Origin of the sequence: Collimonas humicola (assembly GCF_018304945.1) — a bacterium.
GTDB lineage: Bacteria > Pseudomonadota > Gammaproteobacteria > Burkholderiales > Burkholderiaceae_D > Collimonas > Collimonas humicola.
The window spans coordinates 139,059-150,629 of sequence record NZ_JAGQEE010000006.1 but is presented as its reverse complement, the minus strand read 5'-3'; the positions used below and the strand labels follow the sequence as shown (position 1 = coordinate 150,629).

Genomic DNA, 11,571 nt, shown 5'->3' with positions numbered 1-11,571 from the left:
AAACCCATGGCCGCCGTTTATAATACTGATAAATCAACGACTTACCGAGAAATTTCCCATGCAGTCCAGTCACTCTTTTGTCAATATTGCGGCCTATAAATTCGTCACTTTCATAGACACAGAGCAGAAACGCCCTGAATTTCTTGCAATTTGTAAGCAATTGCAACTAAAAGGCACGATCTTGCTTACTCCGGAAGGAATCAACCTGTTCCTGGCCGGCCAGCGTGAGCAAATCGACCAGTTTCTGGCGTGGCTGCGTGCCGACGAGCGCTTTGCGGATATCGAAGTCAAGGAAAGCTACTCGGAAAAGCAGCCGTTCACGCGCATGCTGGTCAAGCTGAAAGCGGAAATCATCACCATGAAGCATCCGCTGATCAAGCCGGAACTGGGCCGCGCGCCTGCGGTGCAGGCGCAGACGCTGAAACGCTGGCTGGACCAGGGTGTCGACGACAATGGCAGGCCGGTCGTCATGATGGATACCCGCAATGCCTTTGAGGTCGATGTCGGCACGTTTGAAAACACCATTGACTACCGCATCGAAAAATTCAGCGAATTTCCGGCGGTGGTCGCCGAGCACAAGGACGAACTGGCCGGCAAGACCGTCGTCACCTTCTGCACCGGCGGCATCCGTTGCGAAAAAGCAGCGATTCACATGCAGGATATCGGCTACGACAGCGTGTATCAGCTGGAAGGCGGCATTCTCAAGTATTTCGAGGAATGCGGCGGCGCCCATTACGACGGCGATTGCTTCGTCTTCGACTATCGCACCGCGCTCAATCCGCAACTGCAGGAAACCGCAACGGTGCAATGCTATGCCTGCCGCGCCGTGGTGACGCCGCGCCAGCAACTGTCGCCGCATTATGTTGCCGGCAAATCCTGCCCGCATTGCCTGCCTGAGGCGCCTCCATCCGAAGCCGCTGCAGCCCCGTCGGAAATCAGCGCTGCGCATTAAGCCCCGGCAGTCGCGCCCCCATGAAAAAGCCCGCTTGCAGACAAGCGGGCTTTTCGTTTTCTGAATGCGAGGGGTTGCTTTAGCCCCCTCCCTTTCAGGTTAATTACTTCTTGAACTTCTGCGCCGTCTCGGCAACACGCTGGCCGAACTGGCTGGCGGTTTCCAGATCGCCTGCCGCCGGACCTTCCTGCGGCGACGAGTCGGATGGGCTTTGCGCCAGCGCGCCGGAGAAGCCCCCTACGAAATTGACATCATTGCGTTGCGCCGCCTTGCTGTTGGCAGGCATCAGGCCAGTGCCGACCCACACCATGCTGTGCTGCATCGCGAAGGTGATCAGGTAGCTCATGGTGCTGCCCTTGTCGCCATTCATGGTTGCCGAATTGGTGAAGCCGGCAGCAACCTTGTCCTTCCATTTCTGGCCGAACCATTGCTTCGACGAGGTATCGGCAAATTTCTTGAATTGCCAGGACGCCATGCCCATGTAGGTCGGCGTGCCAAAGATGATGGCGTCAGCGGCTTCCAGCGAGGCCCAGGCGGCGTCGCTCAGGTTGCCTTCAGCATCGATGGCGATCAGCTCAGGCGTCGCGCCCTGCGCACGCAATACGCCGGCGTGTACTGCCTCAGCCTGGTTTTTGGTATGGCCGTAGCCTGAGTGGTAAACGATTGCAACTTTGGTCATGACAATACCCTTTTGATGTAAAACTCAGTTAACAAAGCAAACCAACGGGAAATAACAACGAAAATCGATGGCGGCCGCCGTGCCTGAAAAACTCCGGCGCCGGCGAACCAAAGACAGCATCAGCAGTCAGTTAAGCATGACCTGCCGGAATACAAGCCCGCTCATGATATATGCGAAAAATAATCTCACTATAGAAACAGCGCATAGCTATCCATCGCATTACTTGGCACTATAGACGCAAGAAATAGCTTAGGACAGTGGCAAAATTTCGATATATCATTCAATTTATCTGAATGAAATTTTAACAATAATTGCATGCCATGAGCCCGGCATGACTGTCATCTGATTTTTACTCTTCAAGCAATAATGAAACTGACGCTGGAAGCTTTGCAGATTCTTGACACGATAGATCGCAAAGGCAGCTTTGCCGCCGCCGCTGTCGAGCTGGACCGGGTGCCGTCGGCGCTGACCTACAGCGTGCGCAAACTGGAAGAAGACCTGGACGTATTGCTGTTCGATCGCCGCGGCCATCGCGCCAAACTGACCGTTGCCGGACTCGAACTGCTGACCGAAGGCCGCCATCTGCTGCTGGCGGCGCAAGAACTTGAACGGCGCGTCAAGCGTGCCGCCACCGGCTGGGAAGTCGAACTGCGCATCGTCCTCGACAGCATCATCCCCTTCGATAGCTTGCTGCCGCTGATCGATGCCTTCGATCGCGAAAATGCCGGCACGCGCCTGCGCATTTCGCACGAGGCCTTGTCCGGCGTGTGGGAAGCTTTGTTGTTCGACCGCGCCGACCTGGTGATAGGAGCTCCTCACAGCGGCCCCGACAGCATCCGCATGAGCGGCGGCTTCCAGACCCGCCAGCTGGGCACGATCGACTGGGCCTTTGCGGTAGCGCCGGGACATCCCCTGGAAAATGCCCCCGAACCGCTGACCGCCAGCCTGGTGCAGCAATATCGGGCAATCGCCGTCGGCGACACCGGCCGCACCCTGCCCAGCATCAACTCCGGCTTGCTGAATGGCCAGGATATCCTGACCGTGCCATCCATCCCGGCAAAATTGCAGGCCCAGCTGAGCGGTCTCGGCTGCGGCCATCTGCCGCGCTGGATGGCGGCCCCCCATTTCGCCTCCGGCGCGCTGATCGAAAAACAGACCACCGAGGCCAAGCCTAGCGACAAGACGCAGATCGCCTGGCGCACGCCAGCCGTGGGAAAATCTCTCAAATGGTTCATCGCCCAGCTCAGCGAACCGGCAACGCAGCGCGCCTTGCTCGGATCGCCAGCGCCGTCGGCACCTCACCATGAATCGACCAACAATGCCTAATCAAGCAAACTATATCGGCCGCTTCGCTCCGTCACCCACCGGTCCCTTGCATGCGGGTTCGCTGGTGGCGGCGATGGCCAGCTACCTGGATGCCAAGGCCAATCATGGCCGCTGGCTGCTGCGCATGGAAGACGTGGATGAAGCCCGGACTGCAGCGGGCGCGGCAGACTCGATCATGGCGGACCTGGACGCGCTCGGCATGCATTGGGATGGCGACGTCATGTTTCAAAGCCGGCGCGGCGCGGCTTATGAAGCGGCATTTGACCGGCTCGGACGGCTGGCCTATCCCTGCGGCTGCACGCGGCGCGAAATCGTCGATTCCCGCATCTGCGTCGCCGCCGACGGCGCGGCCGTCTATCCCGGCACCTGCCGCGGCGGCCTGCCGGTCGGCAAGCCGGCCCGCGCCTATCGCCTGCGGGTGCCGGATCCGGGACATATCGATGAACTGATCATCTTTGACGATCGCTGGCTGGGCCGCGTACAGCAGCACCTGGCGATCGAAGTGGGGGATTTTGTATTGAAACGCGCCGACGGCTTCTGGGCCTATCAGCTGGCCGTGGTGGTCGACGATGCCGAACAGGGCGTGACCCACGTGGTGCGCGGCGCCGACCTGCTGGATTCGACCGGCCGCCAGATTTACCTGCAACGCCAGCTGCTGCTGGCGACGCCGCAATACTTGCACGTACCGGTAATCACCAATGCCGACGGCGAAAAGCTATCCAAGCAGAATGGCGCGCAGGCGATCGACATGACGCAGCCGCTGCAAGCGCTCAACAAGGCAGCATGGTTCCTCGGACTGGATATCGGGCAAGTGGAGAATATCGCCGCATTCTGGCCCCTGGCCACCGCGGCGTGGGCGAATCTGGAAGCGACTCGCCCGGGCTGAAGCAATCAGCGCTTAGGCACGCCGCCCAGCAGCGCCGCCAGCTTGACCTTCGGCGATTTGATGGAGCCGCCGACAGGCGCCGCAGCGGCCGGTTGCACATCCGCCGAAAGCGTCGGCTCGTAAGGCTTGAGGAACCACGGATCGATTTTTTCCCGGCGTCCGGTCGGCGTCGAGGTATAGGCGCTGCGCGTATGCTGCTGGCTGCGGCTGGAGGAAGCACTGCTGCTGTCGCCACGGCCTTCGCTGCGCTCAGCACGCCCAGCACGATCGCCTCTGCCGTCAACGCCGTCACGACGGCCCGAGCGCTCAGAGCTCGACGGCTTGGCGACAAACCCGGTCAGTTCAGCGCGCACGAACTTATGCTTGATCATCTTTTCGATATCGACCAGCAAGCGCTCGTCCTTATCGACATACAGGGAAATCGCATCGCCGGAAGCGCCGGCGCGGCCGGTACGGCCAATCCGGTGCACATAGTCTTCGGCGTTGTACGGCAGGTCAAAATTGATCACGCATGGCAGTTCGGCGATATCCAGGCCGCGCGCCGCGACGTCGGTCGCCACCAGCACTTCGATCTCGCCCTGCTTGAAGGCTTCCAAAGCGGCCATGCGCTCATTCTGGGTCTTGTCGCCGTGGATCGCCGAAGCCTTGACGCCTTCGTTCTCCAGGTGACGCGCCAGTTTCGAGGCGCCGATCTTGGTGTTGGAAAAAACGATCACCTGCTTCAGCTTGCGTTCACGGATGATGAACGAGACCGCCTCGGCCTTGGTCTGATCTTCAACCCGGTACATGGTTTGCGTGACGTTGTCGGCGGTGGCATTGCTGCGCGCGACTTCGATGGTGACCGGATTTTTGAGGAAAGTCGCTGCCAGCTTCTTGATTTCACCGGAGAAGGTCGCCGAGAACATCAGGTTCTGGCGCTCTTTCGGCAACAGGTTGATGATGCGCTGCAAATCCGGCAGGAAGCCCATGTCGAGCATGCGGTCGGCTTCATCCATCACCAGGATCTGCGTCTGCGACAGGTTCAACGTCTTTTGCTGGACGTGATCCAGCAAGCGGCCAGGAGTGGCAATCACGATCTCGATGCCGGAACGCAGGGCCGCGGTTTGCGGCCCGATGTCGACGCCGCCGAACACCACCGTCGAGCGCAAGGAAGTATGGCGGCAATAGGCCTTGACGTTGTCCGCCACCTGATCGGCCAGTTCGCGCGTCGGCGTCAGGATCAACGCTCGTACCGGATGCCGCGCCGGCGAGGCGCTGGTGTTGGCGTGCGCCAGCAGCAACTGGATGATCGGCAGGGAAAAACCGGCGGTCTTGCCGGTTCCTGTTTGCGCCGCACCCATGACGTCGCGTCCTTGCAGCACGATAGGGATGGCTTCGGCCTGGATCGGCGTCGGATGCACATACCCTTGATCGCTCAGCGCGCGCAGGATATCTGGAGACAGCCCGAAGTCGGCGAAACGGACGGAGGGTGTGGTTGGCACTGCTGTTTCAGCTTGAATCTCGGACTGTGTGTCTGACATGGTAGTTGGCGGCCTCCGGTGCAAGTTGCACTCAAACAACGAATCCAGGGGCCGATTGGGTCCTGTGTTCGTAAAAAGGCACTAATGCTTTCAATTGAATTCGTGAATTTCGTGTCAGCTCATTAAGGTGAGCCAAATGATTGTGGAAGCGCCTTCAGCAGCGCCGCAAACCAAGTTGTCATTTAAGCATCTACCCGGCGCGTTTTGTACCACAGTCGCGCATTATACGCCTAGCCGGGATTTTGCTAATACTCAGATGCCAAGTTCGTTCAACGGCCAGCGCGGCCGCACATTGAAGGCATAGTTGCGCTGCGCCGCTTCCGGATTGATTTGCAAACGCATGGCGCCGGCAAAGGCGATCATCGCGCCGTTATCGGTGCAAAACTCCAGTTCCGGGTAGTACACGCGAAAGCGCCGCTTGGCAGCCGCGGCATCGAGCGCGCTGCGCAATTGCTGGTTAGCGCCCACGCCGCCTGCGATCACCAGGCGCTTGAGGCCGGTCTGCTTCAATGCGGCCAGGCATTTCGCCAGCAGCACTTCTACCAGCGCATCGACAAAGGCGCGCGCGATGTTAGCTTTGTCTTGCTCGCAAATATTCGCGGGACGATTCTTGACCAGCGTGAGCACTGCGGTCTTGAGGCCGGAGAAACTAAAATCCAGGTTTTTCGAATGCAGCATCGGCCGCGGCAACTGATAAGCCGACGAATCGCCGAACTCGGCCAGGCGTGAAATCGCCGGGCCGCCCGGATAGCCGAGGCCAAGCAGCTTAGCCGACTTGTCGAATGCTTCGCCGGCGGCGTCATCCAGCGTTTCACCCAACAAGCTGTATTGCCCGACGCCGTCGACGCGCATCAACTGGGTGTGGCCGCCCGACACCAGCAAAGCCACAAAGGGAAAGGTCGGCGGCTCGCTGGCCAATAGCGGCGACAGCAGATGACCTTCCAGATGGTGTACGCCCAGCATCGGCTTGTCCAGCGCCATGCCAAGACCGCAGGCAATCGATGCGCCTACCAGCAGCGCACCTGCCAGGCCGGGACCCTGAGTATAGGCAATGGCGTCGATCTCCTGGCGTTCGATGCCGCTTTCGGCAAGCACCTGCTGCAACAGCGGGATAGCGCGCCGGATATGGTCGCGCGACGCCAGTTCCGGCACTACGCCGCCATACTGTTCATGCATCGCGACCTGCGAGTACAAGGCGTGCGCCAGCAAGCCGCGCTTTGTGTCATAAAGCGCAAGACCGGTTTCGTCACAGGAGGATTCAACGCCGAGAACAATCATGGATGGGACAATTCATATGCAATGCCGCATTGTAAAGGAAAGCGGCGCCGCCACTCTACACCGGCGCGATTAATCCTTGCCAAGCCGCTGCATCGCCTGCCGTATGAATGCAAGCTGCTGCGAAAACCGTGTGCAGGCGGTACAGGTCCACAAATGAATGCGCACCCGCGCCCTGGTTAACAGCGACAGCTTGCTATCCTGCGCCTGCGACAAGAGTTGCTGGGTATCTTTGCAATGAGGAATCAGGCGTTTATAGGGCATAAAAGGAAATAAAAGGCTGGGCAAGCACCGCGTCGAGATTGATTGGTCGCGCCATGCGGCAAATGCTTACAATTAATATGGGTGCTCCCTTGGATCTTGCAAGAAGCCCGCGCATCAAGCCTGGACGCCGAACCACGTCAGCTGCAGGCACTCCTTGAGCCGGGTGCGCGCCCGATGCAACAGCACCCACGCATTTGCGGCGGTGATGTCGAGTTCCTTGCATATCGCATCGGTATCCAGTTCCAGCCATTCCCGCATCATGAAAATGCGTCCGGTCTTGGCGGGCAGCTTGTCTATGCATAACTGCAAGATATCGAAAAACTCCTTGCGCTCCAGAGTCTCGTCCGGGTTGCCCCAGCTAGGCGCGGCCTCCAGCGCATGCCCGGCGGGCGTGAACAGAGCATCCATCATGTCGGCGTCGCTGCGGTCGCCGTCTTCGTCGCTGCTCAACTGCACCTCGCGCTTGCCGCGCCGTAGCTGGTCCAGCAGCTTGTGCTTGAGGATGCCGATGACGTAGGTCTTGAACGAAGACTGTTCCTGGAAACGATCGGGATGCTCCAACACCGCCAGCATCGTTTCCGACACGGCATCTTCGGCCAGGGCGTCGTTGCGCAACTGCAGCGCCGCAAAGCGCACCAGCTGTGGCCGCAATATTTCAAGCTGGCGAGGATCGAATGCCATATAAACCCGGATAAGAGATAGATACTGCACAAGAGCAGCGCACAGGATGCGCGGCCAGAGACAAAGAACCGTTTTGAGCGACGATTCTACCCGATGGACCTCTATTCCGGTGGGTAAAGTAAAATCCTTAGCAATATCCTCGCTCTGCTCAAACACGACCAATCACATTGCCTTACCATCCATGACAAATATTCCCACAGCCGAACCGTTCGCCGCCGCCCGCTTCATCAAGGAAATCGGGCGCGGCAAGGATGGCGCGCGCAGCCTGGCGCGCCACGACGCGCATGACCTGTATGCGGCCATGCTGGACGGCCGGGTCTCCGATCTGGAGCTGGGCGGGATCCTGCTGGCGATGCGCATCAAAGGGGAATCGGTAGAGGAAATCGCCGGCTTCCTGGAGGCGGCCGAAGCCTCGTTTACGCGGATAGCACTGCCCCAACTGCCAGGCGTGGCGCGACGTTACGCGCCTGTGGTCATCCCGAGCTACAACGGCGCCCGCCATATGGCCAACCTGACGCCTTTGCTGGCGCTGCTGCTGGCGCGGGAAGGCGTGCCGGTGTTGATACATGGCGTGCGGACCGATCCGGGGCGCGTCACCAGCGCAGAAATTTTCCAGGCGCTGGGCCAGCCGCTTTGCAGCAGCATCGGCCAGGTGCAAGCGTGTTTTGCGCAACGCTTGCCAGCCTTCATGACTATCGACGCGCTGGCGCCAAAGATGGCGCGCCTGTTGGCCATGCGCAGGGTTCTGGGAGTCCGCAACTCGACCCATACCCTGGTCAAGATCATTCAGCCGTTTGTGGTTCCCGCCCTGCGCCTCAGTTCGTATACCCATCCGGAATACTTGACCATGCTTACCTCATACTTCATGACTACCGCGGCGGCTGAGCGGGGAGACGTGTTTTTGATGCGCGGCACGGAGGGCGAAACGGTAGCGAACGCCAGGAAAGCGCAAAAAATCGACTGGTTTCATGCTGCCACGCAGACCACGCTGATCGAAAAGCAGGAAATCGCAAACGAAATCCCGGCTCTCCCCGCACAACGCGACGCGCTCAGCACGGCCAGCTGGATACAGCAGGCGTTGCTGCAGCCGGAGCTGATTCCTAAGGCGATTGCAGCACAGGTTGAACAATGCCTGATGGCTTGCCGCAATCTATATATGCGAGAAGACTCGGCAAGTTTCGGCGGAAAGGGAAAGGCGCCTCAGGAAACAGGCTCAATTTCCCAAGGGAACTAATTTTTGCACAAAAGAACAAACCACACTGATTCGCGACGCCAAAGCGGATACATGTACTATCTGGCAGTCGATATGGCAAAAATTGCCAATAAGCATTATCACAACAGGGATTTCTTAGGCTGCACCTTAAACCGGTGGAATCGCGCAATGGCAATATAATCAAGACAAGGAGCGCGCGCGTAATAGGACTCATGAAGACGCACGAAGACGCAAGGCATGCATTTCAGCATACCCCATTCATCTGCCCATACGGCATCTTGTCCAGCGTAGCATTGACGCTGCAAGACTAACTTTCTGGAGGATCCATGGATTGGACTCTTCCGCCCTTTGCGCTAGCACAGCCCATTCAATGGAATGCGCTGTTATTGTTCGGCAGCTTGCTGCTGTCCGGGCTAGTGGGCGGCTATATCGTCACGAAGAACCCCTGGTTTCCACGCATTACCGGCTACCTGATCGTCGGCTTCCTGCTCGGCGTCGGCGGCTTCAACCTGCTGTCCGGCGACGTGTTGAAGCTGGCCAACATTTTTGCCGACATGGCGATGGCGCTGGTCGTCTACCAGCTTGGACGCTATGTCGACATCGGCTGGCTGCGCCGCGAAAAATGGCTGCTGGCGACAGTCATGCTGAGCGCCGTGCTGTGCTTCGCTTTCGTCAGCGGCGCCCTGATCTGGTTTGGCACCTCGCGCGTGCTGGCCCTGCTGGGCGGCGTGCTGGCCATCGCCACGGCGCCGGCGGTAGTGATGGTGGTGGTGCGCGATCTTAAGGCTGAGGGCCAGGTGACGCGCCGCCTGGCCGCCATGACCGCGCTGAATAATTTTGTGGCCCTGCTGGCCGCCTATGCGCTGCTGCCTGTCGTAGCGCACGAAAGCGCCACCCCCTTCGGCACCTTGCTGGCGCATACCATGTACTCGCTGTGCGGCTCCCTGGTGCTGGCTTACCTGACTTATCGCCTGATGATTCCGCTGGCGCGCTTACTGGGCCGCCAGCCGAGCCGGCAGTTCGTGCTGGTGATCGCGGTCATCACGCTGACGATAGGCGCCGCCCACGCGCTGCAGCTGCCGATCTTGCTGACCATGCTGATCTTCGCCATCATGTCGAAAAACCTGGATCACCAGTACGACTTGATGGAGCTTGAATTCGGGGTCGCCAACGAATTGTTCATCGTCATGCTGTTTATCACGATCGGCGCTTCGATCCGCCTGTCGGACCTGTCGATGGTGGGCGCCTCGGTGGCCGTGCTGATCGCTGCGCGTTTCATCGCCATGGCTTGCGGGGTATTCACGTTTGCGCATTTCGCCAAGATGAAATGGAAGCAGGCGGCGCTCATCACACTGGGCACGCTACCCATGACCGAAGCCGGCCTCGGGCTGATGCAAACCACCGCTTACCTCTACCCCAACACCACCGCCGACGTCTTGCCCTTGCTGGCCGGCTGCCTGATCGTCCTGGAGCTGCTGGGGCCGATCGCCACCCAGTTTGCCTTGATCAAATCGGGTGAAAGCGGACGCGAATGAAAGGTGAACCCATGACCGACAATACACAAGGCGGCGCTGCCAACGCGGAACAAACGCCAGCCGAGATTCTGCCCTTCACCAGTTCCACGCCATTTACGATGGGGATCGAGCTGGAACTGCAGCTGGTGAATCGCCGCAACTACAATCTCGCCAGCGACGCCGTCGATCTGCTGACCTGGATCGAACCGCGCGATCTGCAAAAGCAGATCAAGCTGGAAATGACGCAGGGCATGATTGAACTCAATTCCGATGTGCATACCCGGGTAGACCATCTGATCGAGGAACTGAAAGGTTTGCGCGCTGCCTTGAACCGCGGTGCGCACTATCTCAACATCGACGTCTCCGGCGGCGGCGCGCATCCTTTCCAGCACTGGAACGAACAACGGATTACCCCGAGCGAACGCTTTCATCACCTGCACGAAAAATACGGTTACCTGGCCAAGACATTCACTGTGTTCGGCCAGCACATCCATGTCGGCGTGCCGAACGGCGATGACGCGCTATATCTGACCCACGCGTTTTCGCGCTTTGTGCCGCATTTCATCGCGCTCTCGGCCGCCTCGCCGTTTTACCAGGGTGCGGATACCCAGTTCGAATCCTCGCGCAGCAACGTGGTGCGCGCCTTTCCCTTGTCGGGCACGGCACCGACGCTCACCCGCTGGTCCGATTTCGAGTCTTACTACGATGAATTGCTGCGCGTCGGCATCATCGGCAGCATGAAGGATTTTTACTGGGATATCCGCCCTAAACCGGAATACGGCACGGTTGAAATACGGGTGTGCGACACCCCCCTGACAATTGAACACGCAGCGCACCTGGGCTGTTATGCGCAATTGCTGGCGCGCTGGATCCTGACCGAACGGCCGTTCGTGATCACCAACGACTTCTATCTGTTGTATCAATACAACCGTTTCGAAGCCAGCCGCTATGGCCTTGCCGGCTCTATGGCCATACACAGCAACAACCCGGCCGACTCATCCAAACTGCCGATCTACGAACATCTTCTGGGCCATCTGCAAGACTTACAGCGGTATACTCAGAACGACGCGGAACAACTGACCCTGAATCGTCTGCGCCATATGGCAGAAGGACGCCTGAGCGATGCCGGCTGGCTGCGGCAGACATTTGCCCAGCGCGGCTCGCTGAATGACATGATGCGTTTGTCGTCTGAGCTGTGGATGGGGCAGGAGCCGCCACCGTACTACCAATAACACCAATAAATAATAATAAATACTTAATT

At 59.0% G+C, this 11,571-nt stretch carries 11 protein-coding genes; 6 read left to right on the top strand and 5 right to left on the bottom strand.

Features of this window, described 5'->3' with window-relative positions; all coding sequences use genetic code 11:
- The first annotated feature begins 58 nt into the window (after positions 1-58).
- Entirely contained in the window at positions 59-952 is an 894-nt protein-coding gene (locus KHU30_RS18140) for a sulfurtransferase (RefSeq protein WP_211444023.1), read from the top strand.
- Positions 953-1,055: 103 nt separating this feature from the next.
- Here KHU30_RS18140 and KHU30_RS18135 read toward each other — a convergent pair whose 3' ends face one another.
- The gene (locus KHU30_RS18135) at positions 1,056-1,631 is read right to left on the bottom strand and encodes a flavodoxin family protein (RefSeq protein WP_211444022.1); all 576 of its coding nucleotides are present in this window, start codon (positions 1,629-1,631) and stop codon (positions 1,056-1,058) included.
- A 366-nt stretch (positions 1,632-1,997) separates the two neighbouring features.
- Here KHU30_RS18135 and KHU30_RS18130 point away from each other — a divergent pair, with 366 nt between their 5' ends.
- A complete protein-coding gene (locus tag KHU30_RS18130) occupies positions 1,998-2,957 on the top strand; it encodes a LysR family transcriptional regulator (protein ID WP_211444021.1) in 960 nt (319 codons plus the stop codon).
- Positions 2,950-3,843: a tRNA glutamyl-Q(34) synthetase GluQRS gene (gene gluQRS, locus KHU30_RS18125; RefSeq protein WP_211444020.1), complete on the top strand. Its 894-nt coding sequence runs from the start codon at positions 2,950-2,952 to the stop codon at positions 3,841-3,843. Before KHU30_RS18130 ends, gluQRS begins: the two co-directional genes overlap by 8 nt.
- 5 nt (positions 3,844-3,848) lie before the next feature.
- On the opposite strand, the gene KHU30_RS18120 is transcribed toward gluQRS, so the two are convergent.
- The 4 genes from KHU30_RS18120 to KHU30_RS18105 form a co-directional block, all read right to left on the bottom strand.
- Positions 3,849-5,363, bottom strand: coding sequence for a DEAD/DEAH box helicase (locus tag KHU30_RS18120; protein WP_211444019.1), 1,515 nt, complete (start codon positions 5,361-5,363; stop codon positions 3,849-3,851).
- Positions 5,364-5,615: 252 nt separating this feature from the next.
- Complete coding sequence (gene tsaD, locus KHU30_RS18115; RefSeq protein ID WP_211444018.1) at positions 5,616-6,641, bottom strand: tRNA (adenosine(37)-N6)-threonylcarbamoyltransferase complex transferase subunit TsaD; 1,026 nt, start codon at positions 6,639-6,641, stop codon at positions 5,616-5,618.
- Between the two features lie 69 nt (positions 6,642-6,710).
- Positions 6,711-6,902, bottom strand: a complete 192-nt coding sequence (locus KHU30_RS25400) for a zf-HC2 domain-containing protein (protein ID WP_268907191.1) — start codon at positions 6,900-6,902, stop codon at positions 6,711-6,713.
- Between the two features lie 114 nt (positions 6,903-7,016).
- Positions 7,017-7,583 (bottom strand): sigma-70 family RNA polymerase sigma factor, encoded by a 567-nt coding sequence (locus KHU30_RS18105; protein WP_211444016.1) that lies wholly within the window; start codon positions 7,581-7,583, stop codon positions 7,017-7,019.
- Between the two features lie 181 nt (positions 7,584-7,764).
- On the opposite strand from KHU30_RS18105, the gene ybiB reads away from it, so the two are divergent.
- The 3 genes from ybiB to KHU30_RS18090 all read left to right on the top strand — a co-directional run bounded on the left by ybiB (position 7,765) and on the right by KHU30_RS18090 (position 11,542).
- The gene (gene ybiB / locus KHU30_RS18100; RefSeq protein WP_211444015.1) at positions 7,765-8,817 is read left to right on the top strand and encodes a DNA-binding protein YbiB; all 1,053 of its coding nucleotides are present in this window, start codon (positions 7,765-7,767) and stop codon (positions 8,815-8,817) included.
- Positions 8,818-9,122: 305 nt separating this feature from the next.
- The gene (locus tag KHU30_RS18095; protein WP_211444014.1) at positions 9,123-10,331 is read left to right on the top strand and encodes a cation:proton antiporter; all 1,209 of its coding nucleotides are present in this window, start codon (positions 9,123-9,125) and stop codon (positions 10,329-10,331) included.
- 11 nt (positions 10,332-10,342) lie between these two features.
- Positions 10,343-11,542, top strand: a complete 1,200-nt coding sequence (locus KHU30_RS18090; protein WP_230427452.1) for a YbdK family carboxylate-amine ligase — start codon at positions 10,343-10,345, stop codon at positions 11,540-11,542.
- The last annotated feature ends 29 nt before the right edge of the window (positions 11,543-11,571 follow it).

What these genes read in the sequence shown, in the direction of transcription:
- KHU30_RS18090 (WP_230427452.1), top strand. Translation starts at nt 10,343, where the DNA reads ATGACCGACAATACACAAGGCGGCGCTGCCAACGCGGAACAAACGCCA.
- KHU30_RS18095 (WP_211444014.1), top strand. Translation starts at nt 9,123, where the DNA reads ATGGATTGGACTCTTCCGCCCTTTGCGCTAGCACAGCCCATTCAATGG.
- KHU30_RS18135 (WP_211444022.1), bottom strand. Translation starts at nt 1,631, where the DNA reads ATGACCAAAGTTGCAATCGTTTACCACTCAGGCTACGGCCATACCAAA.
- KHU30_RS18120 (WP_211444019.1), bottom strand. Translation starts at nt 5,363, where the DNA reads ATGTCAGACACACAGTCCGAGATTCAAGCTGAAACAGCAGTGCCAACC.
- tsaD (WP_211444018.1), bottom strand. Translation starts at nt 6,641, where the DNA reads ATGATTGTTCTCGGCGTTGAATCCTCCTGTGACGAAACCGGTCTTGCG.
- KHU30_RS25400 (WP_268907191.1), bottom strand. Translation starts at nt 6,902, where the DNA reads ATGCCCTATAAACGCCTGATTCCTCATTGCAAAGATACCCAGCAACTC.
- KHU30_RS18105 (WP_211444016.1), bottom strand. Translation starts at nt 7,583, where the DNA reads ATGGCATTCGATCCTCGCCAGCTTGAAATATTGCGGCCACAGCTGGTG.
- KHU30_RS18130 (WP_211444021.1), top strand. Translation starts at nt 1,998, where the DNA reads ATGAAACTGACGCTGGAAGCTTTGCAGATTCTTGACACGATAGATCGC.
- KHU30_RS18140 (WP_211444023.1), top strand. Translation starts at nt 59, where the DNA reads ATGCAGTCCAGTCACTCTTTTGTCAATATTGCGGCCTATAAATTCGTC.
- ybiB (WP_211444015.1), top strand. Translation starts at nt 7,765, where the DNA reads ATGACAAATATTCCCACAGCCGAACCGTTCGCCGCCGCCCGCTTCATC.
- gluQRS (WP_211444020.1), top strand. Translation starts at nt 2,950, where the DNA reads ATGCCTAATCAAGCAAACTATATCGGCCGCTTCGCTCCGTCACCCACC.